The sequence below is a fragment of the Nocardia sp. NPDC004068 genome (assembly GCF_042874315.1).
Taxonomy (GTDB): Bacteria; Actinomycetota; Actinomycetes; order Mycobacteriales; family Mycobacteriaceae; genus Nocardia.
Genome location: NZ_JBIAMW010000002.1, coordinates 536,766 through 561,008, shown reverse-complemented (window position 1 = coordinate 561,008; position 24,243 = coordinate 536,766). Strand labels below are relative to the sequence as shown.

The following is a 24,243-nucleotide window of genomic DNA, read 5'->3' as shown; positions in this document are numbered from 1 at the left end:
ACGAGCCATGACCCTTTCCACCCCGATCGAAAACACCGGCCCCGCGGTCGATGTCGAGCTCGACATCCTGCGCTACGGGCTCACCGAGGTCGCCCGCGAGATGCTGGACTCGCTGATGCGGAGCGCGTTCTCCCCCGTCTGCCGCGACATCCTGGACTGCACGGTCGTCATCCACATGCGCACCGACGAGGGCTGGGAGGCCGCCGCCCTGTGGGAGGGCTGCATGCAGCACGCCTTCGTCGCCCCGCACATCGCGAACTTCGTGATGGACGACTGGGACATCGACACGCTGCGGCCCGGCGACGTCCTGTTCACCAACGATCCCTGGCGCGGCTCGCTGCACCAGGCCGACGTGAACCTGTTCCGGCCCGTCTTCGTCGACGGCCGGGTCGAATTCCTGTTGCAGTCGACCTCGCATCTGGTGGACCTCGGCGGCCCGATCCCGGGCGGGTTCTCCAACGGCGCGCAGACCCACTTCGAGGAACAGCTCAAACTGCCGCCGACCCTGCTCTACGCGGGCGATGTGCCGGTGCGCCCGACGTTCAACTTCCTGCTGGAGAACAACCGGGTGCCGCAGCTGGTCCTCGGCGACCTGCGCGCCCTGCACGGCTGCCTGGTCGTGGGCGAACGCCAGCTGCACGATCTGATCGCCCGCGGCGGGCTGGACCGGGTGCGCGCGGCGGGCCGGTACGCGATCGAGGCCACCGAGGCCAGTATGCGGCGCGGCATCGCGAGCATTCCCGACGGCGACTACACCGCCGAGGACTTCCTCGACGAGGACGGCGTCACCGACGAGCCGATCCCGGTGCGCGTCACCGTGAGGGTGCGCGGCGACCGCATGGAGATCGACTTCTCCGGATCGGGCCGCCAGCCGCTGGGCAACTGCGGCACCGCCTGGTGCGAGGCGGGCCGCTGCATCGAGGCGGTGAAGCTGATGGTCGATCCGTCCACGCCGGTCAACAGCGGCACCCTGCGGCCGATCGACGTGCTGCTCCCCGCGGGCAGCGTGGTGCAGGTGCTGCCGCCGTCGAGTTGCTCGAGCCACGCCGACATCGGCCCGCGCGCGATCAATGTGGTGAGCCAGGCGCTGAGTCAGGCGGTCGAGGAATCGTTCGCGCCCGACACCGGCACCGCGCTCTACGTCGGTTTCAGCGGTATCGACACCCGCCCCGGTCATGAGGGAATCCCCTGGGGCGCTTACGGTCTCGCGGGCGGCGGCTGGGGCGGAACCTGGAAGGACGACGGCGTGTCGTTCTGCGTGGTGCCGATCGGCAACTGCCGCACGTCGGTGCAGGAGCACGTCGAGATCGAGAGCCCGCTGGTCGTCGCGCAGCACGAGATCGTGATCGACACCGCCGGGGCGGGGCAATTCCGCGGCGGCCTGGGCTCGGTGTACTCGATCTTCGCCGAATCCGACACCATCGTCACCGTCGTCGCCGACCGGCTGCGCCGCGGCGCGCCCGGCTCGAAGGGCGGCGGCGCGGGAACGTCGGCCTACGGCTGGTACATCGAGAACTTCGACCTCGCCGTGCACGGCGACCCGCTGGATCTGCGCGGCGCCGAACCGTTGTTCGGCATGTTCGACGAGCACGGCCGCCCCGATCCGAACACCGGCGAATTCGGCCGCGGCGCCCGCTACACCTCCGGCAAGTTCTCCAACCTGCTGTTGCGGGCCGGGGACGCGATCCGGTTCGTCATCGGCGGCGGCGGTGGCTGGGGCGATCCGCTCACCCGTGCGGTGGAGCGGGTCGCGGCCGATCTGCGGGCCGGGCTCGTCAGCGCCGAATTCGCTTATGCCGCATACGGAGTCGTGTTCGCCGACGGCGCGGTCGACGAGGCCGCCACCGCCGACCGGCGCGCGCATCTGGCCGCCGAACGTGAGCGGGGGCGCTGGCAGGTGCCCGTCGCGAATCCCACCACCTGGATCGTCTGAGAGAGAGGCAAGTTCATGGCAGTCGATCGACTCCTGTTCCCCCGGCCCGAGACGCCGCGCGTATCCGTCGAGCGGGTTCCCGTCGACGGGACGTGCCCCGAATGCGGCGCGACGAGCCTGGCCCGGTACCCCGTGGCCAATCATCTCGGCCCCCGCATGGTCGTGAAGTGCCAGCGGTGCCTGTACCCGGTGGCGGTGACCCGGCCCGAGCCCGACGACCACTGGCCCGCGTGGCGATCGCCCGCCCGGGACTGGCCCGCCTCCCGGGTCGGCTGAGAAAAGGACCTCCGATATGGCGAAGCTGTTGCTCGAGGACAAGGTCGTCCTCATCACCGGTGCGGCCGGGGGGATCGGGCGGGCCACCGCCCTGCTCGCCGCGAGCGAGGGGGCGCGCCTTGCGCTGACCGACGTCGCCGCGGACCGCCTGGCGGCGGTGGCCGCCGAGGTGCGCGCGAACGGCGGTGCGGCCCTGGAGGTTCCGGCCGATCTGACGAGCGGCGAGTCGGTGGACGCGATGGTCACCGCCGTGGTCGAGCACTACGGACGGCTCGACGGCGCGTTCAACAACGCCGGTGTCAGCGGCGGTCAGATCGGTCAGGGCGGGCGGCGCGCCGGCGAGTGGGAGGAGACCGCGTTCGATCGGGCCCTCGCGGTGAACCTCAAGGGCGTGTGGCTGTGCCTGCGCGCCGAACTGCGGCAGATGGGGTCCCAGGGCGGCGGCGCGATCGTGAACACCGCGTCGCTGGCCGGGCTGGCCGGATTCAAGACCACCGCCGGGTACTCGGCGGCCAAACACGGCGTCGTCGGGCTGACCAAGACCGCCGCGCTCGACTACGCCCCGACCATCCGGATCAACGCGGTGTGCCCCGGCTACACCGACACCGACCTGATGAAGGACGCCATGCGCCGCGGTGGCGACGCGATCATGGCGCGCATCCCCGCCGCGCGGCTGGCCCAGCCGGAGGACATCGCCGAGATGGCCTGCTGGCTGCTGTCCGACCGGTCCGCCTACGCCACCGGCGGCACGTTCGTCGTCGACGGCGGATATCTGGCCGGGTGAGCGAATCATCGTGCACCCGAACACTTTTCACGAAGGATTGAGATCATGACCACCTTGATCGGCGAGGCCGCGAGCTATATCGACGGTCGCTGGGTCACCGGCGAGGGCGAGCCGATCGCCTCGATCAACCCCAGCACCGGCCGCCAGCTCGCGTCGACGCCGTCGACGAGTCCGGCGCAGGTGGACGCGGCGGTCGCCGCGGCCCGGCGCGCCTTCGACGGCGGCGAGTGGAGTCGTCTGGGCCCGCGCGAGCGCGGCGCGCTGCTGCACCGTTTCGCGGATCTGCTCGTGGAACGCCGCGACGACATCGCGCGGCTGGCCGCCACCGAGGTCGGCACCCCGATCAGCAGCGCGCCCACCCTGCACGTGGATCTTCCGGCGAAGTTCTTCCGGTGGTTCGCCGACGCCGCGGCGCGCGGGCCGCGCGACGGATACGAACAGCCGCTGCCCCTGGACCACGATCCGGTCACCTCCAGCAGCATGCTGCTGCGCGAACCCGCCGGGGTGGTGGCCGCCATCGTCGCCTACAACGTGCCGGTCATGATGTGCGCGTACAAGTTGGGCGCGGCGCTGGCGGCGGGCTGCTCGACGGTGCTGGTCACCTCGCCGCGGGCGATCCTGCTGACCGCCGCGGTCGTGCGGCTGTTCGAGGAGGCCGGATTCCCTTCCGGCGCGGTGAATCTCGTGTTCGGGCCGCCCGGAACCACCAGCCGGGTGGTCGAGGCGCCCGGGGTCGATCTGGTGAGCTTCACCGGATCGGCGGCGGTGGGCAGCAAGATCCTCGCGCTGGCGGCGCCGACGCTGAAGAAGGTCGTGCTCGAACTCGGCGGCAAATCCCCCAATATCGTGCTGCCCGGCACCGATCTGGAACGCGCGGTGCCCGCCTCGGTGCTCCGCTTCACCCGCAACAGCGGGCAGGCGTGCGGCGCCACCACGCGAACCCTGGTGCCGCGCAACGATTTCGACGAATACGTCGAGCGGTCGGCGGAGTTCCTGAGCGGTCTCACGATCGGCGACCCGCTGGCCCCGGACACGGTCCTCGGGCCGTTGATCACCGGTGAGCACCGGGCGAAGGTCGAGGGCTTCCTCGACCGCGCCCGCGACGCCGGGGCGCGGATGCCCATCGGCGGCGGCCGCCCGCCCGGCCTCGACGACGGATTCTTCCTGGCGGCCACGCTGGTGACCGATGTGCCGCACGACGCGGAGATCGCCCAGGAGGAACTCTTCGCGCCGGTGGGCGTGGTGCTGCCCTACACCGACCTCGACGACGCGGTGCGCATGGCCAACGACGCGAAATACGCGCTGAACGCCAATGTCTGGGGACCCACCCCCGAGGCGATCGCCTTCGGGCGGCGGCTGCGCTCGGGCACGGTCACCATCAACGGCGGCGGCGGAATGCGCGCCGACGCGCCGTGGGGCGGACCGGGGTACAGCGGGATCGGCCGGGAGGGCGGCGAGGAGGGACTGCGCGAGTTCTTCGAGCTCAAGCACATGCAGTGGCCGCTCTGACCATTGCCGCGGAGACGAAAAGCGCGTCGACCGGGTTTCGGCCGACGCGCTTTTCGCGGTTCACCAGGGCTAGGGCTGGATCCCCATCTCGGGCCCGATGTACTCCCGCACCCGCACGGCCTTGCCGTCGCGGGCCTCCACGACCTGGATCAGGTGCAGTTTGACCTGCTGGCCGTTCATCTGCACCTCGGTGTAGCACTGGTTGAAGAAACCGTGCTCGGTGTAGGTGATGCCCCGGGCCTGGAAGTCGGGGACGCCGTTGTCACCGGACCGCTCGTAGACGGCGGCGACCGCGTCGGCCACCGAAACCCATTTGTCGTCCGCGCTGTGCCACACCTGGCAGTCCTCGGAGCTGATCTCCAGGAACAGGTCGATGTTCTTCAGCGCTTTGACCCAGTTCTCCGCGAGTGCGATGGTCGCCTGGTCGGGGGTGGTGCTCATCGGTGGTCGGTGCCTTCCTATCGGATGTCGCAGGTGGCCTGCGTCACCCATCCTGTCCGGGCGCCGCACCCCCGAGTGTCCAGATATTTGGACAGTCGACCGGGCGACCGGATCAGAGGTGCTTCTTGAAGAACGGGACCAGATGGTCCAGCGCCTGACGCACCGGCTCGGGCTTGTCGTAGAGCTCGTAGTGCGACACGCCCTCGAGCACCACCAGTTCCTTGTCGGACGAGGCGGCGCGGCCGTACAGCTCGTACGCGTCGCGATACGCGCCGAAGGCCCCCGGCCGATCCCCGACCACGATGCACAGCGGCTGGGTCAGCAGCACCTCGGCGCGATCGAACGCGTCCCAGCCGACCAGCGTCGCCTGCCGGGAGAACAGGAAACTGGTGAGGCCGTGCGGTTTACGGCCGCGATCGGTCTTGTAGTACTCGGTCGCCTCGACCAGGTCGACGTCGGTCAGCCCGGCCTGCCGCGCGGCCTCCGGCGACGGCGGCAGCAGATCGTTGACCTGTCCCTCCGCGCCGCGCGCCTCGGCGGTGCGCTGGGTCGCCATGGCCTCGAGCGCGCCCAGGGGATCGTATTCGGTGAAGCCCTCGCGCATCCGGCGGCCGACATTCGCGCCGGTGACGGTGCCGAGCGCCTTGATGCGGCGTTCGGTCATCGTGGCGCTGACCGCGTAGCCGCCGCTGCCGCAGATGGCGAGGACCCCGATCCGGTTCTCGTCGACCCACGGCTGGGTCACCAGGTAGTCGATCACCCAGCTGAAGTCCTGCACCCGGAAGGCCGGATCCTCGATCAGCCGCGGTTCGCCGCCGCTGTCGCCCTGGAAGCTGGCGTCGAACGCGACCGCGACGAAACCCTCCCGGGCCAGCGCCGGGGCGTAGATCTCGCCGGAGGTCTGCTCCTTGCAGCTGCCGGTCGGGTGGGCGGTGATGATCGTGGTGTACTTGTGCCCCGGGTCGAATCCCGGCGGATAGTGGATGTCGGCCGCGATATCCCAGGCCAGGGCCTTGATACTGACGCGCTCGATGTTCTCGGTGGGCATGATCGTCGCACTCCTTTCCCAGGTGGATCGAAACCGTGCGTCCTTCAGCCTGCCCCTCATCGCTCATGCTGTGAAGGGGAGAATCCATACCCATGACAGCGCCAGCAATATTTTATATTATGCGTGCACCAATCGAAGGATCGAGGAGTTTTCATGCTGTCATTCGACGGACGCGTCGCCATCGTCACCGGCTCGGGGCGCGGCCTGGGCGCGTCGCACGCCAAGTTCCTCGCCGCGCGCGGCGCGGCGGTGGTCGTCAACGATCTGGGCGGTTCCGCCCAGGGCACGGGGTCCAGTGCGGCTCCGGCGGAGGAGGTGGTGGCCGAGATCGTGGCGAACGGCGGCCGCGCGGTGGCGAACTTCGACTCCGTCTCCGACAACCCCGAGGGCATCGTGCGGACGGCGATCGACGCGTTCGGCCGCCTCGACATCCTGGTCAACAATGCGGGGATCAACCAGGTGCACGCCTTCGGCCCGGATATCCTGCCGTCGATCAAGCGGCATATGGAGGTGCACTTCTTCGGTACCGCCGGGGTCACCGCCGCCGCGTGGCCGCATCTGATCGAGAGCGGTTCGGGTCGCATCGTGAACACCACCTCCCCCACGCTGATCGGCTTCCCGGAGCAGACGCCCTACGTGGCCGCCAAGGGCGCGATCTTCGCGTTCACCCGGACCCTCGCGTTCGAGGCCGCGCCGGTGGGCATCAAGGTCAACGCGATCGCGCCCACCGCGGCGACCCGGATGTCCGACGAGGCGGACCTGCCGGAGGAGTTCAAGCAGTTCATGCGCGACAACCTGCCGACCTCGCTGGTCAGCCCGGTGGTGGCGTATCTGGCCCACGAGGCGTGCGCGATCAACGGCGAGGTGATCCAGGCCCAGGGCGGCGAGGCGCAGCGGCTGGTGCTCGGCTTCAACAAGGGCTTCACCAGCAAGGACCTCACCCCCGAGCTGGTGCAGGAACACCTCGACGAGATCCTCGACCCGGCCACCCACGTCCCGTTCGACCGGATCGAGAAGCAGGATCTGAGCGCGGTCGGGAAGTAGGCACAACCACTGTCACGACGCGTCCGCCGGTCGCGGCGGACGCGTGGTCCCGCCCGCGGCACAGGGTGGGAAAGTATTGTCCCCCGCACGACCCCGACCAGAGGCATAGCGTGGAACCATGACCGAGAGAGCCCCCCATCTGCGCGAACTGGGAAACTTCCTGAAGGCCCGGCGCGGTGAGCTCACTCCCGCCGACGTCGGACTGCCGATGCGCGGCAGCTCCACCCGCCGGGTGAGCGGGCTGCGCCGGGAGGAGGTCGCGGAGCTGGTCGCGATCAGCCAGGACTACTACACCCGCATCGAGCAGGGCCGCCTCGCGCCCTCCGAACCGGTCCTGGAGGCGCTCGTGCGCGCGTTGCGCCTGAACGACGACCAGCGCGCCTACGTCGAGAGCCTCGTGCACCACGTCGCTCCCCCACGCCGCCAGCCGGTCGCCCGCCCGCAGATCCAGCGCCTGCTCGATCAGCTCACCGAAACCCCCGCCCTGGTCTTCGGCCGCTACCTCGACATCCTCGCGTGGAACCACCTGGCCGCGACGCTCCTGACGGACTTCTCGAAACTGCCTGTCGCGCAACGCAATTACGTGCGCCTGGTGTTCACCGATCCGGCCATGCGGACCCGCTACACGGACTGGGAGTCGGTGGCGAAGACCTGTGTCGCGATCCTGCGCATGGACGCGGCGGCCAACCCCACCGACCCCCGGCTCACGGCCCTCGTGGGCGAGCTGTCGATCGCCGACCCCCAGTTCCGGCAGTGGTGGGCCGCCCGGCACGTCGCCCGCCAGGAATTCGGGACCAAGACCCTCGACCACCCGGAGGTGGGCGAGCTGACCCTGGACTGGGACACCTTCCGTTACACCGGCGACCCCGAACAACAGCTCGTCCTGTGGTCGGCCCAGCCCGGCACGCCCGCCCACGAGAAGCTCCGCATCCTCTCCTCGTGGACCGCGCCCGCGCACCCCGCCCTCCCGGAGCGCGCGGCACCGGAAACCCGTACGCGGCCAAGCTGATTCGCGGTGTCGCCCGTCCTCGGTGTTCCGAGTCGGGGATTTGTTCACGATTCCCCGTTCCGAATTCCCGCATTCGATATCCACGCCCGGACGGGTCGAGGATTTCGCCTGAAAGCACATTCTCACAATCACGGAAATCGGACCGACCGACCCGATCGTTCGCGCCATTGATTTCGGCGCGCTGATCGGCCCGATCGGCGCGCTTTCGTTCGGTACCATGAGGTTCAGCGACGCCTGATCCCCTTCCGTGTACGGGTTCAACCGGGCAGCCCGTACCGTCTTCGCCGAACTTCACGCTGCCGGGCGTCGCTGATTCGATTCGAACTCCCGCGCCCCGGGCGCGGATTGTGCGCGAAAGCGAGTTGTGTCGATGCGAGCGGATCAGCATGCCCAAATACAGGGAACCCACGATATTCGTGTGGACCGGAGAATTTCGGTGGGCGAACACATCGAAATGTGCCGAAAAGAACGGCGACTTTCCCGGAGGATACTCGCGAATCTCGTGGGCCGCAGCGAGGAATGGCTGCGTCTCGTCGAGACCGGTAGACAACCACTCGACAGCGTCAAGGTGATCATGGCCCTCGCCGACGTCCTCCGGATCGACGACATCTCGACACTGATCTCCGTGCCCGGCCAGCGCGCCCACGATATGCTCCACCCTGCCCCGGCGGGTGACCCCGGCGCGCGGGCGACGATCCGCGCGCTGCACGCCCCGCCGACGACGCCCGGCACGATCACCGACACGACGACGCTCGAGCGGGAACTCCTCCGCTGCCGCGACCTGTGGTTCGCCTCGCCGCGCCGCCACCGCCAGACGATGGCACGATTACCCGACCTGCTCACCTCCGCCCGGCACCTGCGCCTGGTCCGCGACGACGCGACCGTCCGCCGCGTCCTCCCCCAGATCTACAACCTGACCAGCCAGGCATTGCTGGCCACGCACCACCGGCACGAGGCGCTGCTGGCCGCCGACCGGGCGCTGGAGGACACCCTGACCCACCCCGGCTCGCTGGCGCACCTCGTTGCGTCCTGGCACCTCACCGCCGCGCTCCTGCACACCCCCGCCGCGGACACCGCCCTCCGCGTCGCGAGCGCCGCCCTGCCCGAGCCGGCGCTCGCCGAATCCGGCGCGACGACGGACCTCGCGGCCGTGGCGGGAGCCGTCCGCGCTCTCGCCGCGCGGGCCGCCGCCACGATCGCCGACACCGAGTCCTGCGACGAACTGCTGACCACCGCCGCGACGCTGGCCGACCGCCTCGGCGGCCAACGATCCGTCCAGGGCGTGGTCTTCGGACCCGGCGAACTCGGGCTCGCGCGCATGGAAACCGCTCTCGCGCAACGCAATCCGCACGACGCGATCGCGGCGGCGGCCGACACCGACCTGCCCGCCGACTGCCCGATCGCCAGCCGTTCCCGCTACCACGTGGTCCTCGCGCACAGCTTCGCCGTCACCCACCAGGACGTCGCCGCCACCTACGAACTCACCAAGGCCGCCGCCTGCGGCGAGGACGAACTCCGCTACGACGCCGACGCGCAGCGCACCCTCCAACTCCTGCTCCGCCGCGAGAACCCCGTCCTGCGCGCCGAACTGTCCCGCCTCACCGCCGCCGCCCGCCCCGCGACCCGCGCGCGCCCGCGCTGCTCCCCGCCACACGCGTGACCCTCGCGCCAAATCGCCGCGGCCAATTATTCCGTCGGAACGAACCGAATTCGTTTGGATCGGGAGCCGCACCGCGCGGCTAACTTCGCGATATGCGGCTACACGCGGTGCGGGGAATCCCCGAAACAGATCTCGGCGACCGGCCCGACGACGAATTCCCCGAGCGGGTGCCCCCGGCGCCCTGGCGGAATCGGTGCGTCGGCCTGGTCTGGCTGTCCCGCCCGTCCCCGGACACCCCGACCACCCTGCCCCCGGGGACCGGCCGGCCGCTCACCGTCCTCAACGCGATGATCGACTACCGCGAGACCCCGGTAGGGGGTTATCACGAGATCCTCGCCGCCCCCATGGTGCGCGTCGGCGCGCGGATGCGCTTCAACTGCCCGTTCATCTCCGTGGATTCGAAGCCCAGCCTGGTCGCGGGCCGCGAGAACTGGGCACTTCCCAAGGTGCTCGCGGAGTTTCGCGGCGACCTCGCCGATGCCGAGACCGTGACCGCCACCTCGACCTCCGGGGTGCGGTGGCGGGTGTCGGCGCGCATCCGGGCCTTCGGACCGGCCGTGCCGATGAGCAAGAGGTTCACGATCTGGCAGCCCTTCCCGGACGGCGAGCTGCGCCGGATCCCGGCCCGGCTGTCCGGGCGCGCGCGGGCGGCGGTGGTGCGGGTCGACGTCGAATCCGACCGCGATCTGCCGAACCTGGTCCGGCCGGGTCGCCACGCGGGACTCCTCGTCGACCCCCTCCTGGCCTCGCTGCTCGCGCCCTGTCCGACCGTCTGACCGACCGAACGGGAGGCCCCATGCTCCGACCGCCGCCGACTCGCCGGACCGCGGCCGACGAGATCGACCGAATGCTCACCGCCACAAGGGAACTGGTCGAACCCGAGCTGCGCCGAGCGGTGCGCGCGCTGCCCGAACCGTTCCGGCTCATGGCGGGCTACCAGTTGGGCTGGTGCGACGCGAGCGGCCGGGCCGACGCGGCCCCGACCGGCAAGATGCTGCGCCCCGCCCTGCTGCTGGCCGCCTTCTCGGCCTATCACGACGACACCGCGCGCGCCCTGCCCGCCGCGGCGGCGGTGGAGTTGCTGCACAACTTCTCGCTGATCCACGACGACGTCATGGACGGCGACGCGCTGCGGCGCGGCCGCGAAACCATTTGGCGCCGATGGGGTTCCACCAACGCGATCCTGCTCGGCGACGCGCTGCACGCGCTCGCCACCCGCACCTTGTGCCGCTGCGCGCCGGAATCGGTGACGGCCGCGCTGGCCCTGCTCGACCGGGCGGCCATCGATCTGTGCGTGGGCCAGTATCTCGACTGCGCGTTCGAGAGCCGCCCCGCGGTCGGCGGCCCGGAATACCTGCGCATGGCCGAGGCCAAGACCGGCGCGCTGCTCGGCTGCGCCTGCGCGCTGGGCGCCCTGTGCGCCGGAACCGGTCGGTCCGAGGTCACCGCCATGGACACCCGCGGCCGCGAACTCGGCATCGCCTTCCAGCTCATCGACGATCTCATGGGGTTGTGGGGCGATCCGGCGGTGACCGGTAAACCCGTGGGCCACGACCTGGCCCGCCGCAAACGCTCCTTCCCCGTCGTCGCGGCGATCGAATCCGGCGACCCCGCGGGCGCGCGGCTGGCCCAGCGGTACGCGTCGCCGGAGCCGTGGACGGCCGCCGAGATCGCCGCGGCGACCGCGCTGGTGGAACGCGCCGGGGGCCGGGAGCGCACCGAGGCCACCGCCGACGCGCGCATCGACGCCGCCCTCGCCACGCTTCCCGACACCCCCGCGTTCGCCGGATTCCGGGCGCTCGCGCTGTTCGTGGCGCACCGCGATCGCTGAAATCCCTGTCCCCCAACCTGTTCCGAGGAGTCGCATGCGCGTCGATCGAGTCATGGGATATCCGACCGACAAGGTGGTGATCGTCGGCGCGGGGCTCGCGGGTCTGTCCGCGGCGCTGTATCTGGCGGGCGCGGGCCGGGAGGTGACCGTGTGCGAGAAGCATTCCGAGCCCGGCGGCAAGGCCGCGGCGATGCACACCGAGGGCTATCAACTCGACTACGGCCCCACCGTGCTCACCATGCCGGAACTGATCGAGGACGCCTTCGCCGCCGTCGGCGAGAAGTCCGGCGACCACCTCGAGCTGCTGGCGGTCGAACCGGCCTACCGCGCGCACTTCCCCGACGGCGGCCACCTCGACCTGTCCGCCGACCGGGACCGGACGGTCGCGGAGATCACCGCGAAATGCGGTGCCGCCGAGGCGGATTCGTTCCTGCGGTACCGCGACCACATCGAGCGGATCTACCGGTACGCGTACCCGCGCTTCGTCGACCGGAATCTGGACGGGATCGGCAGCCTGCCACCCTGGCCGCTGCTGCGCCTGGCGATGCTCGGCGCGTTCGGCGGCCTACAGGCCGGGGTGAACCGCTACTTCGAGGATCCGCGGCTGCGCCGGCTGTTCTCCTTCCAGGCCATGTACGTGGGCGTCGCCCCGCAAAAGGCGCGCGCGATGTACGCCATGGTGACCTATATGGACACCGTCGGCGGCGTGTGGCTGCCGCGCGGCGGGATGCACGCGCTGCCCCGGGCGATGGCCGCGGCCGCCGAGGCCCACGGGGTGCGGTTCCGCTACGGGGATCCGGTGGTGCGCCTGGAGACCACGGGGGCGGGCCGGTTCCGGGCGGCGATCACCGCGGCGGGCGAACGCGTCGCGGGCGACGCCGCGGTGCTCACCGCGGACCCGTCGGTGGCGCTGCCGGAACTGCTCGGCCGCGAACCCGCGACGCTCGGGCGGCGGCTCGAGTACGCGCCGTCGTGTCTGCTGCTGCTGTTGGGCGCGGGCGGGACACCGGGCGCCCATCACAACATCCACTTCGGGCGCAACTGGAAGACCTCCTTCACCGAACTCACCCGGGGCGACCCCATGAGCGACGCCTCCTTCCTGGTCAGCGCGCCGACCGTCTCCGATCCCGGCCTCGCCCCACCCGGGCGGCACTGCTACTACGCCCTGCTGCCCGTCCCCAATCTGGCTGTGGGAACGGTGGATTGGAAGCGCGACGGCGACGCGTTCCGCGACCGGCTGTGCCGGCTGATGCGCGAGCGGGGCTACGCCGACGCGCTCGACGACCACGACGCGCTGCGCGTGGTGACCCCGCTGGACTGGCGGGCCGACGGCTGCCCGGCGGGGACGCCGTTCAGCGCCGCCCATCTGTTCCGGCAGACCGGCCCCTTCCGCACCAAGAGCCTGATCGGCGGGAACATGGTGCTGGCGGGCGCGGGCACGCACCCCGGCGTGGGCGTGCCGATGGCGTTGATCAGCGGCAGGCTCGCCGCCGAGCGCATCACCGGACCCCTGCGGCGCACCGGGAGGACCCGCTGATGGCCTCGACCGACAGCAGGATCCTCGACGCGGCCGGAATCACCGACCCGGCACTGCGCGCGAGCTACGCCCACTGCCGTCGCTTGCACGCCCGGTACGGGCGGTCCTACTACCTGGCGACCAAACTGCTGCCGCCGTGGAAACGGCCCTACGTGCACGCCCTGTACGGTTTCGCGCGGCACGCGGACGAGATCGTCGACAACGGCGAACCCGATTCGCGCGCAACGGAATTCGACCGCTGGCGGGCCACGGTCGCGGCCCGGCTCGACGGCGACGCCGAGGCCGACGCGGTGACCCGCGCGCTGCGGCACACCCTGCGCACCTGGGCGATCCCCCGGGCGCACGTCGAGGCGTTCCTGGCGTCGATGGCGGCGGATCTGACCGTGACCCGCTACGCGACCCACGCCGACCTCGGCGCCTACATGTACGGGTCCGCGGCGGTGATCGGCCTGCAGATGACGCCGATCCTCGGTCCCCTGGACGACGAGGCGTTCGACCGCGCCCAGGAACTCGGCTACGCCTTCCAGCTCACCAACTTCATCCGCGACATCGGCGAGGACCTCGAGCGCGGGCGCGTCTACCTCCCCCAGGAGGACCTCGACCGATTCGGCGTCACCGCAGACGATCTCGCCGCTCCCCGCGCCGACGACCGGGTGCGGGCACTGATCGCCTACGAAATCGACCGCACCCGAACCGTTTACGCGTCCGCGCGTCCCGGAATCGGCATGCTCGAACCCTCGAGCCGCCCCTGCGTCGAGACCGCCTACGCGTTGTACTCCGGCATCCTCGACGCGATCGAACGACTCGACCACCAGATCCTGCACCGCCGCGCGCGCGTCGGACTCGCGCGCCGGGCCGCGATCGCCGCCCCCGCCTACCTGCGCGCCCGCTCCGCCTTCGGCGCGCCGCCCGCCCGGAAGGGAGTCCCCGCATGAGCTACGCGCACTTCCTCGCCCTGTTCATCCTGCCCGCGCTCGTGCTCGCCGTCGCGGCCGCCGCGCTCTCGATCCGGATCCGCGGCCGGACGCCGATCTGGCGGAGCGGCGGGATCTGGCTCGGCGTCCTGCTCGTGGTCGCCCTCGGCTGGACCACGCCGTGGGACAGCTGGATCATCCACCGCGGCGTCTGGTCCTACCCGCCGGGCTCGGTCACCGCGACGCTGTTCGGGGTGCCGCTCGAGGAGTACGCGTTCATCGCGGCGCAGGTGCTCGTGGTCGGCGCCTGGACACTGGTCCTGCTGGCCGGGCGCGTGGACGGATACGATCCGCGCGCCCCCTGGCCCTGGGCCCCGGCGGGTCTCACCCGGCTGGCCGCGGCGGGACTCTGGCTCGCGATCGCGGTCGCCGGGCTCGTCCTCGCCGCCGCCTCCCCCCGGCTGCTGTACCTCGGATCGACGCTGCTGTGGCTGGGCGTGCCGATCGCGCTGCAACGGGCGGCGGGAGCCGATGTGCTGCACCGGTTCCGGACGTTGCGGCTGATCGCGCTGCTGCCGGTGGTGTATCTGTGGGTCGCGGATCGCGTGGCCATCGGGCACGCGGCCTGGCAGGTCTCCCCCGCGCACACCACGGGCCTGCTGCTCGCGGGGCTACCGATCGAGGAGATCGTGTTCTTCCTCGCCACCAGTCTGCTGACCGTCGACGGACTGGTGCTCGCGTGTCATCCGGCGGTCGAGCATCGGCTGTCCGGTCTGCCCGGGCCGCTGCGCACCGGGCCGAGCCCCGAAGGTCCGCTCACCCCACGGCTTTCCCAGGAAGCGGCGTGACATGTCCACCAGCCCTTACCTTCTCGACGCGTACGCGCCGATCTACACCGAACACACCGAGTTCGAACTGCCCGTCACGGGCTCGGTCCCCGCGGAACTCGACGGGCTGTTCACCTACATCGGCCCCAATCCGGTGGTGCCGCCCGTCGGCTACCGCGAACGCCACTACGCGTGGTTCCGGCAGGACGGGCACGTCGCGGGCGTCCGCCTGCGCGGCGGCGGCGCGGAATGGTTCCGCAATCGCTGGATCCGCTCGCGCCGGGTGTGCCGGGAGATGGCCGAACCGCGGCCGCCGGGCCCGCGGCACTTCCTCAGCGACGTCGTCCACACCAATGTCGTCTGCCACGGCGATCTGCTGCTGGCGCTGGTCGAAACGGGTTGCCTCCCGGCGCGATTGACGCCGACGCTGGAGACGGTGGAGTACACCGATCTGCGGCACGGGCTGCGCCACGGCGTATCGGCGCACCCGAAGATCGACCCGCGCACCGGGCGGCTGGTGATGATCGCGCACACCCCGCTGCTCACCTGGGGCGAATACGTGGAGGTCGACGGGAACGGCGTCGTCCAGCGCCGCGACCGCGTCGATTTCGGCGGCCGCCCGCTCGTGCACGACGTCGCCTTCACCGAGAATCACGCCCTGTTCTTCGACTCGCCCGTGCGCTTCCGGCCCTCGGTGGCCATTCGCGGTCAGCTGCCCTACCGCTGGGATCACGAACACCAGCCCCGGCTGGGCGTCCTCTCGCGCCGCAACGCGACGCTGCGCTGGTTCCCGATCGATCCCGGCTTCGTGCTGCACACTGTCACCGCCACCGAGCGGGAGGAGCGAATCACGTTGCGCGCCATCCGGTACGAGCGCATGTTCGACCACTCCGACGACCCCTTGGCCGGGGGCGGCGGCTGTCTGTGGGAATGGGAGATCGACCTCGCGGCCGGCCGGATCTCCGAACGGCAACTCGACGACCGCATGAACGAACTCCCCCGCTCGCACCCCCGCACGACCACCACCGGATGCCGCTACTACTACGCCGTCACCGGCTCCCCCGAGGACATCGCCGACCGCCAACCCACCGGCGTCATGAAACACGACCTCACCACCGGCCGAACCCTGGTGCGCGACTACGGATCCGGCGCCGTCCCCACCGAGGCCCTGTTCGTCCCGCGCGGCGACGCCGAGGACGACGGCTGGCTCCTGCACCTGATCTACGACACCGACCACGACACCAGCCGCCTGATGGTCCTCGACGCCACCGACCCCACCGGCGACGCGGTCGCCACCGTCACCCTCCCCTGCCGCATCCCCTCCGGCTTCCACAGCAGCTGGATCGACGGCCGCGACCTCGACACCGTGGACACCGCGCTCCGCACCCGCCCGAACAGCCGGGAAAGGTGAATTCGCCTGTCTCCCAGCGGTATTCGATTCCGGTGCGGAATCAGAACGCCGCCGGTCTCGTGGGCAGGCGCACGACGGCCGAATTGCGCCGCGGGCGCGCGTAGGGCGGCTGCTCGGTGATCACGCGGAGCAGGTCCTCCGCGCCCTCGACGGTCAGCTCGGAGACGAGGAAGTGGTCGGCGATGCCCGGCTGCAGGAACAGCGGGATGTCGTCGATCGTCCGATGCGGGAGAACGACGGGCAGCAACTTGCGCCGCCACGCCGCGCGATCGGTGTGCAGGCGATCCATGATCACCGACAGCTCCGATTGCAGGCCGCGATGGGCGAGGTTCTCCGTCCGGCCGTCGGCGACGGCCTTGCAGTCGGGTGAGGCGATGACCAGGACGAAATCGGCCCGGCCGATCTGATCGATCGCCCACAGGTACCAGTCCCGGCGGTGGTCGAGATCCCACCGGTCCATGTGCACGTCGAGACCGCAGGCCCCCGCGAGGAATTCGCTGAACCGCAGCACCGCGGTCGCGTGTTCGGGATCGTCGTGCGCGTAGCAGACGAAGACCCTCGGCACGGACGCCGGCGCGGCGGGCGCGGACCCCGAGGCGGGCGCGAGCGTTCCGCCGAACCGGCCGGACCCGCTCAGGTCCAGATCCAGCCGGGTCGGCTCGGAGGCCGGTGCGTAGCGCCGCGCGAACGCGGAGCCGGCGTCGAGGTCGAAGCGGGCGTGGACGTCGACGGTCAGCCGCGAACACCCTTCGGGCACCACGAGACTCGCCCACGCCGTGTACGAGCCCGGCCGCACCCCGGCGTCGGTGGCCGCGGTGTAGCGCCACCGGACCTCGGGGCCGCCGGTGCCGAACACGTCCACGATCGGCTGGGTCGGCGACAGCGCGATGTCGTCGCCGGGGACGAAGGTCAGGTAGCTGTCGAGCGCGTACGTCCGCGGCCGTTGCGTTTCCAGCACACAGCCGGGAATCGCGTCGACGACCTCGGGCTCGCCGTCCCCGGCCACCCGCAGCCCGAACGACACCTCGAACCACGGCAGCGGCGGCCCGCCCGGTTCCAGCGTCAGCTCGTAATCGATCTCGAGCAGGTACGGATCGTGCGCGCCGAACCCGTCCGGCCGCGGCGGCACCGGGAACACCTGCCAGCTCCGCATCCGCAACGCGCCCAAAGCGATTCGGCGCGGCTCGGCGAGATCCGTTCCGCCCCCGCTCTCGTCGAGCAGGAGCGCGACGGAATTCGACTTCGCGGACGGCGGGACTCGGTCGTCGGTCGGCACGGGCGCACTCCTTCATCGCCGGACTGGGGGCACATCCAGGACAGCAGCCCGCGACCGCGCTCGCGGGCGGGACTGGAAACCTCTGAAATCTGCTGAACGTTCGAGCACGCCGCCGGGGCGATCGGCGCCCTTATCGTCGGTTCCGGACGCACACACCGCTATCCGAGGAGCGACAATCATGAACGAGGTCTACTACTGCGGGCACTGCCGTCGGCAACAACAGCCCGGCAGCGGCATCTTCTGCATCGCCTGTAGCGACAGCTGTCGCACGGTGTCGTGGTACACCGACCACGAGAGCGAGTCCGACGCGCTGCGAAAGTTCCGGCACGTCAACCCCGGCCGCGCCTGAACGCCTCGGCCACCGCCCCCACGCAACGAACGACGACCGGCGGATGACGAGCGCGGGAACCCGGGCGACGACGGCACCGCACGCCTCGCGCGTGGTGGAGGTGATCGCCCCGGGGCACGACGAATTGTCCTACGGCTCCGGCTGTCTCGTCGGACCGCGCACCGTCCTCACGGCCGGGAGCCTGCTCCCGCGAGCGCACGGTCACGCGATGATCCGATTCCTCGGCGACGCCCGGCCGCGGCCCGCCCGCGTGGTGTGCACCACCGCCGGTACGGACGGCCTCGACGCCGCCGTGCTGCGTCTGGACGGCGACCTGCCCGAGGAACTCGCGCACGCCGAACCGCTGCGCCCCGGACGCGTCATCACCGGCAGCGGCACCGTCGCCGCCGAGGCCCACGGCTTCCCGGAGGCCCAGCGGCGCAACCACTTCCGCGAGATCGAATCCGCCGTCGGGACGATCGCCTGCGGCTCCGGGGCCGTGCTGGGCCGACTGGAGTTCGAGGTGAGCGCCGCGCCGCGCTCCGTGCCGACCTCGCCGACCGCCGAGACCGGCGACCGCGGCCCGTGGCGGGGTATGGCGGGCGCGGCGGTGTTCGCCTCCGGGCTGCTCGTCGGCGTGGTCGTCGGCGCCGCCCGGGGGTGGAGCGAGGCCAGGCTGGTCGTCGAGCCGATCACCGAAATCCTTGCGCGCGAGGACTTTCGCCGCGCGTTGACCGCCGAGGGGCGGCACCGCCTGTCGATCGAGGCCGTCGAACTGATCCGGCTCGCCCCCTTCCCGCCGCCACCGGTCCCGGTCTCCCCGGTGCATCTCCTGCGCGCCCAGAACGAGGTCGTCGCGTTCCACGGGCGGGAGCGCGAACTCGATCGGCTGCGACGCTGGTGCGCGGGCACCGGAGTCGGCGCGATGCTGATCCACGGGCCCGGCGGCCAGGGCAAGACCCGCCTGGCGTTGGAACTGCTGCGCGACCGGCAGCGCCGGGGCTGGGCGTGCGGCGTCACGGTCACGGACCTGGACGAGATGCGCGACGCGCTGGGCCGCGACGAGGTCCGGCGCGGTCTGGCCGCGGGCCGGGTCCCGGTACTGCTCGTGATCGACTACGCCGAGGCGTGGCGCGGCGGTGACGCCCGCACCGCCGATCCCGTCGTGCGCATCCTGCAACTGTGCGCCGAGCGCGACCGGACCCATACCGCGCCCGTCCGCCTGCTGCTGGTCGCCCGATTCCCGGACGCCCTGTGGAAGCAACTCGACACGCTCGCGAGAACCCTGCGCCTCACCGCCGAACCGCTCGCGCTCGAACCGCTGTCCCCGAGCGCGCGCGAGGTCCCGGACATGTATCGAAACGCGGTGCGCGCCTTCGCCTCCCGGATGCCGCATCTCAGCGGCTACCACACGGTGGACTGGACCGCCCTCGCGTCCGGGCTGCGGCCGCCGGACTTCCTGCGCCAGCCGAGGTACCGGCACGCGCTGACCCTCCACGAACAGGCCCTCGCGGACCTGTTGCAGGCGAGCCCGGACTCGGTCGCCAGCGCCGCGGGCGCCTCGGTCGAGCGGATCCTGCTCGACCACGAGACCCGGTACTGGGAACGGACCGCCGCGGCCCATTCGGTGCCGCTGCCCCCGGAGGGCTTGCGGGAGGCCGTCGCCGGGCTCACCCTCTTCGGCGCCGCCACCCGCGACCAGGCCGCCGGGCTGGTGCGCGCGCTGCCCGCGTCGAGCGGCTCCGCGGACGCCGACGTGCGCCGGATCGTCGACTGGCTCGCCCAGCTGTATCCCGATCCGCACACCGTCTGGGCCCCGCTCGAACCCGATCGGCTGGGCGAGTACCTGGTGAGCGCGGTGTGGGGCGACGACGACGGGCTGCTCGCCGTCCTCGCCGACCGCATCGACGCGAGCGCGCCCGGCTCGGGACGCACGATCATGTTGGGCGAGAGCCAGATCCACCGCATGCTCGTCGTCCTCGACCGCATCCGGCGACCCGGGAAACATCTGGAGAGCATCGCCGGAGCGGTCCGCGCCGTGCTCGAATTCGACCGCCGCGCAACCGATTACCCGATCGCCGAGCATCGGGAGTATCTCCGGCTGGCACTGCACAAGTTCCGGGTCGACGCCGCCCACATCGATCGGCTCATCGGCGGGGGCCCCGCCACCGCGCCGTGGCGGGCACGCTGGGCCTGGTGGAACACCCAGCGGCCGGCGCACGTGGTGCCGGGAACCGCCGAGCACTACCTCGAACTGCTCACCCTCGACGGCACGCCGATCCTCGTCGCCGCCGGCGAGTTCACCATCGCGATCCACGATCCGGCCACCGGTCGCGAACGGGCGCTGCTGTTCGCCTCGGACGACAGGGACAACCGCATCTCCGCGACGCACGCCGTGATCCACGAGGGCGCGTTGTACGTGGCCCTGGGCACCTGGACGGGCGAGATCGGGGTGCTGCGTTACCGCGGCGGGGAAGCCGGGGAGTGGGCGGGCCGCCCGACGGCCCTGCCCGGGCCGCCCGACGGCCCACGACGCGTGGTCGCGATACACCTGGTCCGCGAACCGCACGGGCTCGAACTCGTCACCGCCACCTACGAACCCCGCCTGCGGGTGTGGCATCCCCCGACCGGCACGCGGATCCGGACGATCGAGACCGGGGGTAAGACCACCGCCATGGTCACCGCCTCCCTGGCCGGACGACCGGTCCTGGTCACGGCCGACGACGACCATCGGGTGCGGGTGGTCGCGCTGTTCGACGGGACCGTCCTCACCACCCTCGAGCTCGAGGTCGGCTCGCCCACCGCGATCGACGTCCTCCACCCCTTCCGGGACGCGCGAGGGGTCGTGAACCAGGACATCCTCTGGGCGGTCGTGGGCCATCTCGACGGCTCGGTGGGCCTGCACGATCTGAGCACGGGCGCCTTCCTCGGCGAGTTGGCGCGGCACACCAAGAACGTCACCGCCGTCGCCGTCGGCCGCCTCGACGGACAGGCCCTCGCGGTGACGACCGGCGCGGACCATCGCACCCTCGTGACCGACATCCGCAGCGGCACGCGCTTCGGCGAACCCTATCTCGGGCACACCGGTCGCATCACCGCGCTGGCGCTCGGCGAGGTCGGCTCCCGGCTCCGGACCTTCACGGCCGCAATGGATTTCACGCTGCGCCAGTGGGACGTCTCCGCGGCGGCGGCCCCCGAGGCGGCGCTGGTCGGCCACACCGACCGGATCGTCGACATCGCCGCGGGCACCGGCGAATTCGCGTCGCTGATCGTCACCAGCAGCGAGGACCACAGTGTGCGGATCTGGGATCTGGATCGCGGCGGCCGGGCCGGGTGGCCGCCGCTGCTCGACGACAGCTATCCGACCCGCACGACCGTGACCGCGCTGGCCGTCACGAGTCATCTGGGACGACCGCTCATCGTCACCGGCGACGTCGACGGCGGCGTGGACACGGTGCCACGGCTCGCCGACCGGAGCGCGTGGATGTGGCTGGAGCATCGGATCGTCGCGCTCGATGTCACCGTCGTCGGCCCCGGCCCGATCGCGGTCGCGGCCGACAACGAGGGCGCGGTGCGGGCGTGGGATCCGCTGACGGGTTCGCCCGTGGGACCGGCGACCGCGACCGGAATGAACAACATTCGCGGACTGGTGATCACGACCCGGCACGGCCGACCCGTCGCGGTCGTGGCCGATCGGACACGGTGCACCGCGGTCGACCTCACCGTCGGCGGCCTCGTCCCCGAGGCCGTGGGTGGCACGGTCGACCACGACAGCGTCCTCGGCGTCGCCGTGTTCGGCGACCGTCCCGGCCTGATCGTCGCCACGACCTCCGATCGGCCCGGCGCGGTCGCCGCCGTGCGGGTGATCGACGCCCGCACGCGCCGGGAAACCCATGCGGCACAGCACTTTCCGGCGACGATACGGGCGGCGCGCCGCATCGCCGCGAACGGGAGTCGCCCGGCGCTGTTGGTGGTCGGCGACAAGGGCGAGGTGTGGGTGCGCGAACTCGACACCCACCTCCCGCCCGCCGGACCGATCGGCGTGGTGGGACTCGGATTCGTCAACCGGATTCCCCTGGCGGTCACCGCCTCCGGCGGGCGGCTCGCCGTGGTGATCGGCGGCGCGGACGGGGCCCTCGAATGCGTCGACGGCCTGACCGGACACGCGTTGATCGACACCGACCCGGCCAACCCCTCCGCCGGGACGGTCGCCACCTACCGGGGTCGCCGGGTCGTGGTCGTCGCCTCCAGCGCCGCGAAGGTGGTCTGCCGCGACAGCCTCACCGGCGCGCGGGTGGACGTCCCGGTCCCCTCCCGATCCCGGCTGACCGCCATGCGCACCGTCACCGCCGCGGACCGCGAAATCGTCCTCGCCGCGGGCTATCTCGGCGTGCAGGCGTGGTACGCGCGCACGATGTCGCCGCTTCCGGCGTGGGAGACCGTCAACGACAAGGCCGCGGAACTCGACGTGCTGCCCCTGGGCGATCGGCTCGTCGTGGTGCGCGGCGACAAGCGGGCGCTGCGGTCGGTGGACCTCGAATCCGGCGAGCCGTTCGGCGCCGACATCGAGAACCCCGTCCCGGCGGGGACCACCGATCGGATCGTGGTCGCCGCCGTGCTGCTGCGCGGGCGGCCGACGGCGTTCGTCGCGGGTGCGCTCTCCCCGACGATCGTCGCGTGGGATCTGCCGACGGGACGCAAGGTCTGGGAGTCGACGGGCGAACTGCCGATCACCCGCCTGTTCGCCGCGACCGCGGGCGGGAACGAGGTGCTCTACGTCGCCCACACCGGCGGCCTCCTGCTCGAGTGGCCGCTCGGGGAGCTGCTGCCCCGGCCCTGGTTCGGACGGCTGCGCGGGCGCCGGGACCCCCGGCGCGTCGACAGGCCCGGCGAGATCACCGCCCTGACAACGCATCCCGGGCACGGGCTGGTACTGGCCCGCGGCGACATCCTCGAAGTGCGGCCGTTCGACCCGCACGACCCCCGCCCCATCCGCCTCGGCGCGCCGATCAACGACCTCGCCTGCGGTGATCACGGCTCGATCGTCGTGATCACCGAACAGGGCGCGGTCGTCGTCGACGTGCGGTGAGCGGCCTCAGCCCGAGCCGTCCTGAAGACCCGTTCTGCGCACGCTGTCGGTGACGTGCCGCCGCGTCCACCGCCACCCCGCCATCCGATGCCGCCCCACGTAGACGGCGGCGATCCCGACCCCGACGAGAACGGCGAGGAACGCGAGTCCGCCACTGCCGGAACCGGTTCCGATGAGGAACGCCACCACCGCGACCGCCATGCCGCCCAGGTACGCGGCCATGTGGTCGGAGCCGTACCACCGCACCCGCTCGGCCCGGTCGGTGATCCGGCGGATCTCGTCGAGGTGCGCGCGGACCTCCTCGAATTCGGGTTCCGACAGGTCCACCGTCGCTATCCGCGCGAGCCGCTCCCGCGCGTGCCGCAGTTGCGCCGCGTTGGTGATCGCGCGGTCGCCGTCCGCCAGTTCGCTCCACCCCTCGGTGATCGAATCGGCGAGCGCCACCACCAGACACTCCCGGAAGTAGGTGTTCGAGGGATGCTCGCGCACGGCCTCCTCGCAGAGCGCGACGGCCGTGTCGAGGTCGTCGACGAGGGTCGTCGCGACCCCGACGGCATAGGCCGGATTCGCCGGATCGAGTTCCCGCGCCCGCGAGTACGCCTCGCGGGCGCGCGGCCAATCCTGTTCCGCGCAGCGCACATCGCCCAGCGTGGCGTGGAACTCGGCCACGTACGGGCTGAGCCGGACCGCCTCGTTGACCTCGAACAAGGCGTCGGCCTGCCGGCCCAGACTCAACGACGCCTGCGCGCGGAGGTGCCACGCGACGGGGTCGTCGGGCCGCTGGTTCGTCGCCTCCTGGGCCGCCCGGTGCGCCTGGGTGTCGTCGCCGCCGGCGAGATACTCCTGCGCGATCTCCGCCCAGTCGCGGCCGCCGGTGCCGGAGCGTGGTTCCATCTCGGTTCTCCTTCCGCCCCGAAGCTAGAGCGCTTCGATCTTCCTGATCAGCCCGCGGCGCTTGAAATAGACGCGGTCGCAACAGCCGACGATGCCCATCCGCTGCGACCACGCCGACATCCACGCGGCCACGCTGGTGTTGCCGTTGTCCAAGGTGACGACATCGATCGAGACGACCGGTCGCCGCAGTCCGGCGGACGCCAACCCGAATCCCCGCGCCTGGTAGTTGAAATCGCCGGGGCCCTCCACATCGCGCCACCAGACGGATCCGAAATGGTCGACGACGGTGTCGCGCACCCTGTTTCGCGGGGCCTTCGAGTACGTCTCGAGCTGCTTGCGCGCCGCGGCGCTCAGGACCACGCCGGAGACGAGGCTCACCACGAAGGCGACGACGATGACGATGAACAGAAACTCCATGATCCCTATCCGATT

20 protein-coding genes are annotated in these 24,243 nt (G+C 71.4%); 15 read left to right on the top strand and 5 right to left on the bottom strand.

What is annotated here, in order from left to right; translation table 11 throughout:
* Positions 1 to 7 precede the first annotated feature (7 nt).
* Genes ACFYTQ_RS06660 through ACFYTQ_RS06645 form a run of 4 tightly spaced genes read left to right on the top strand, consistent with a single transcriptional unit; the run spans position 8 to position 4,502 of the window.
* Positions 8 to 1,933 (top strand): hydantoinase B/oxoprolinase family protein, encoded by a 1,926-nt coding sequence (locus ACFYTQ_RS06660; RefSeq protein ID WP_387357652.1) that lies wholly within the window; start codon positions 8 to 10, stop codon positions 1,931 to 1,933.
* Between the two features lie 15 nt (positions 1,934 to 1,948).
* The gene (locus ACFYTQ_RS06655; protein ID WP_387357651.1) at positions 1,949 to 2,209 is read left to right on the top strand and encodes a hypothetical protein; all 261 of its coding nucleotides are present in this window, start codon (positions 1,949 to 1,951) and stop codon (positions 2,207 to 2,209) included.
* 16 nt (positions 2,210 to 2,225) lie between these two features.
* Complete coding sequence (locus ACFYTQ_RS06650; protein WP_387357650.1) at positions 2,226 to 2,993, top strand: SDR family NAD(P)-dependent oxidoreductase; 768 nt, start codon at positions 2,226 to 2,228, stop codon at positions 2,991 to 2,993.
* A 45-nt stretch (positions 2,994 to 3,038) separates the two neighbouring features.
* A complete protein-coding gene (locus ACFYTQ_RS06645) occupies positions 3,039 to 4,502 on the top strand; it encodes an aldehyde dehydrogenase family protein (RefSeq protein ID WP_387357649.1) in 1,464 nt (487 codons plus the stop codon).
* 69 nt (positions 4,503 to 4,571) lie between these two features.
* On the opposite strand, the gene ACFYTQ_RS06640 is transcribed toward ACFYTQ_RS06645, so the two are convergent.
* Positions 4,572 to 4,943 (bottom strand): hypothetical protein, encoded by a 372-nt coding sequence (locus ACFYTQ_RS06640; RefSeq protein WP_387357648.1) that lies wholly within the window; start codon positions 4,941 to 4,943, stop codon positions 4,572 to 4,574.
* A gap of 112 nt (positions 4,944 to 5,055) precedes the next feature.
* Positions 5,056 to 5,991 carry an alpha/beta hydrolase gene (locus ACFYTQ_RS06635; RefSeq protein WP_387357647.1) on the bottom strand — a complete coding sequence of 312 codons (936 nt, stop codon included), beginning with the start codon at positions 5,989 to 5,991 and terminating at the stop codon, positions 5,056 to 5,058.
* Positions 5,992 to 6,144: 153 nt separating this feature from the next.
* Here ACFYTQ_RS06635 and ACFYTQ_RS06630 point away from each other — a divergent pair, with 153 nt between their 5' ends.
* From ACFYTQ_RS06630 to ACFYTQ_RS06590, 9 genes are all read left to right on the top strand, one after another.
* Positions 6,145 to 7,035: an SDR family NAD(P)-dependent oxidoreductase gene (locus ACFYTQ_RS06630; protein ID WP_387357646.1), complete on the top strand. Its 891-nt coding sequence runs from the start codon at positions 6,145 to 6,147 to the stop codon at positions 7,033 to 7,035.
* 118 nt (positions 7,036 to 7,153) lie between these two features.
* Positions 7,154 to 8,044, top strand: coding sequence for a helix-turn-helix domain-containing protein (locus ACFYTQ_RS06625; RefSeq protein WP_387357645.1), 891 nt, complete (start codon positions 7,154 to 7,156; stop codon positions 8,042 to 8,044).
* A 370-nt stretch (positions 8,045 to 8,414) separates the two neighbouring features.
* Positions 8,415 to 9,704: a helix-turn-helix domain-containing protein gene (locus ACFYTQ_RS06620; RefSeq protein WP_387357644.1), complete on the top strand. Its 1,290-nt coding sequence runs from the start codon at positions 8,415 to 8,417 to the stop codon at positions 9,702 to 9,704.
* 92 nt (positions 9,705 to 9,796) lie between these two features.
* Complete coding sequence (locus tag ACFYTQ_RS06615) at positions 9,797 to 10,480, top strand: acetoacetate decarboxylase family protein (RefSeq protein WP_387357643.1); 684 nt, start codon at positions 9,797 to 9,799, stop codon at positions 10,478 to 10,480.
* Positions 10,481 to 10,500: 20 nt separating this feature from the next.
* Positions 10,501 to 11,535, top strand: a complete 1,035-nt coding sequence (locus tag ACFYTQ_RS06610) for a polyprenyl synthetase family protein (RefSeq protein WP_387357642.1) — start codon at positions 10,501 to 10,503, stop codon at positions 11,533 to 11,535.
* A gap of 34 nt (positions 11,536 to 11,569) precedes the next feature.
* On the top strand, positions 11,570 to 13,072 hold the full coding sequence (crtI, locus tag ACFYTQ_RS06605) for a phytoene desaturase family protein (protein ID WP_387357641.1): 1,503 nt from the start codon (positions 11,570 to 11,572) through the stop codon (positions 13,070 to 13,072).
* A complete protein-coding gene (locus ACFYTQ_RS06600; protein ID WP_387357640.1) occupies positions 13,072 to 14,007 on the top strand; it encodes a phytoene/squalene synthase family protein in 936 nt (311 codons plus the stop codon). The genes crtI and ACFYTQ_RS06600 overlap by 1 nt, the downstream gene beginning before the upstream one ends.
* Positions 14,004 to 14,834 (top strand): lycopene cyclase domain-containing protein, encoded by an 831-nt coding sequence (locus tag ACFYTQ_RS06595; protein ID WP_387357639.1) that lies wholly within the window; start codon positions 14,004 to 14,006, stop codon positions 14,832 to 14,834. Before ACFYTQ_RS06600 ends, ACFYTQ_RS06595 begins: the two co-directional genes overlap by 4 nt.
* Before the next feature lies 1 nt (position 14,835).
* Positions 14,836 to 16,224, top strand: a complete 1,389-nt coding sequence (locus ACFYTQ_RS06590) for a carotenoid oxygenase family protein (RefSeq protein WP_387357638.1) — start codon at positions 14,836 to 14,838, stop codon at positions 16,222 to 16,224.
* Positions 16,225 to 16,264: 40 nt separating this feature from the next.
* Here the strand turns inward: ACFYTQ_RS06590 and ACFYTQ_RS06585 are convergent, their stop codons facing one another.
* Entirely contained in the window at positions 16,265 to 17,500 is a 1,236-nt protein-coding gene (locus tag ACFYTQ_RS06585) for an SEFIR domain-containing protein (protein ID WP_387357637.1), read from the bottom strand.
* 178 nt (positions 17,501 to 17,678) lie between these two features.
* On the opposite strand from ACFYTQ_RS06585, the gene ACFYTQ_RS06580 reads away from it, so the two are divergent.
* The gene (locus tag ACFYTQ_RS06580; RefSeq protein ID WP_387357636.1) at positions 17,679 to 17,849 is read left to right on the top strand and encodes a hypothetical protein; all 171 of its coding nucleotides are present in this window, start codon (positions 17,679 to 17,681) and stop codon (positions 17,847 to 17,849) included.
* Positions 17,850 to 17,892: 43 nt separating this feature from the next.
* Positions 17,893 to 22,917 (top strand): WD40 repeat domain-containing protein, encoded by a 5,025-nt coding sequence (locus ACFYTQ_RS06575; protein ID WP_387357635.1) that lies wholly within the window; start codon positions 17,893 to 17,895, stop codon positions 22,915 to 22,917.
* 6 nt (positions 22,918 to 22,923) lie between these two features.
* Here ACFYTQ_RS06575 and ACFYTQ_RS06570 read toward each other — a convergent pair whose 3' ends face one another.
* Both ACFYTQ_RS06570 and ACFYTQ_RS06565 read right to left on the bottom strand, forming a co-directional pair.
* Positions 22,924 to 23,811, bottom strand: coding sequence for a tetratricopeptide repeat protein (locus tag ACFYTQ_RS06570; protein WP_387357634.1), 888 nt, complete (start codon positions 23,809 to 23,811; stop codon positions 22,924 to 22,926).
* A 24-nt stretch (positions 23,812 to 23,835) separates the two neighbouring features.
* A complete protein-coding gene (locus ACFYTQ_RS06565; protein ID WP_387357633.1) occupies positions 23,836 to 24,228 on the bottom strand; it encodes a hypothetical protein in 393 nt (130 codons plus the stop codon).
* Positions 24,229 to 24,243: the final 15 nt, after the last annotated feature.

Bases quoted from the DNA above. Each gene is read 5' to 3' on its own strand.
- ACFYTQ_RS06645 (WP_387357649.1), top strand. From the start codon at position 3,039: ATGACCACCTTGATCGGCGAGGCCGCGAGCTATATCGACGGTCGCTGG.
- ACFYTQ_RS06600 (WP_387357640.1), top strand. From the start codon at position 13,072: ATGGCCTCGACCGACAGCAGGATCCTCGACGCGGCCGGAATCACCGAC.
- ACFYTQ_RS06610 (WP_387357642.1), top strand. From the start codon at position 10,501: ATGCTCCGACCGCCGCCGACTCGCCGGACCGCGGCCGACGAGATCGAC.
- ACFYTQ_RS06625 (WP_387357645.1), top strand. From the start codon at position 7,154: ATGACCGAGAGAGCCCCCCATCTGCGCGAACTGGGAAACTTCCTGAAG.
- ACFYTQ_RS06620 (WP_387357644.1), top strand. From the start codon at position 8,415: ATGCGAGCGGATCAGCATGCCCAAATACAGGGAACCCACGATATTCGT.
- ACFYTQ_RS06575 (WP_387357635.1), top strand. From the start codon at position 17,893: ATGACGAGCGCGGGAACCCGGGCGACGACGGCACCGCACGCCTCGCGC.
- ACFYTQ_RS06615 (WP_387357643.1), top strand. From the start codon at position 9,797: ATGCGGCTACACGCGGTGCGGGGAATCCCCGAAACAGATCTCGGCGAC.
- ACFYTQ_RS06635 (WP_387357647.1), bottom strand. From the start codon at position 5,991: ATGCCCACCGAGAACATCGAGCGCGTCAGTATCAAGGCCCTGGCCTGG.
- ACFYTQ_RS06565 (WP_387357633.1), bottom strand. From the start codon at position 24,228: ATGGAGTTTCTGTTCATCGTCATCGTCGTCGCCTTCGTGGTGAGCCTC.
- crtI (WP_387357641.1), top strand. From the start codon at position 11,570: ATGCGCGTCGATCGAGTCATGGGATATCCGACCGACAAGGTGGTGATC.
- ACFYTQ_RS06570 (WP_387357634.1), bottom strand. From the start codon at position 23,811: ATGGAACCACGCTCCGGCACCGGCGGCCGCGACTGGGCGGAGATCGCG.
- ACFYTQ_RS06655 (WP_387357651.1), top strand. From the start codon at position 1,949: ATGGCAGTCGATCGACTCCTGTTCCCCCGGCCCGAGACGCCGCGCGTA.
- ACFYTQ_RS06590 (WP_387357638.1), top strand. From the start codon at position 14,836: ATGTCCACCAGCCCTTACCTTCTCGACGCGTACGCGCCGATCTACACC.
- ACFYTQ_RS06660 (WP_387357652.1), top strand. From the start codon at position 8: ATGACCCTTTCCACCCCGATCGAAAACACCGGCCCCGCGGTCGATGTC.
- ACFYTQ_RS06630 (WP_387357646.1), top strand. From the start codon at position 6,145: ATGCTGTCATTCGACGGACGCGTCGCCATCGTCACCGGCTCGGGGCGC.
- ACFYTQ_RS06580 (WP_387357636.1), top strand. From the start codon at position 17,679: ATGAACGAGGTCTACTACTGCGGGCACTGCCGTCGGCAACAACAGCCC.
- ACFYTQ_RS06640 (WP_387357648.1), bottom strand. From the start codon at position 4,943: ATGAGCACCACCCCCGACCAGGCGACCATCGCACTCGCGGAGAACTGG.
- ACFYTQ_RS06650 (WP_387357650.1), top strand. From the start codon at position 2,226: ATGGCGAAGCTGTTGCTCGAGGACAAGGTCGTCCTCATCACCGGTGCG.
- ACFYTQ_RS06595 (WP_387357639.1), top strand. From the start codon at position 14,004: ATGAGCTACGCGCACTTCCTCGCCCTGTTCATCCTGCCCGCGCTCGTG.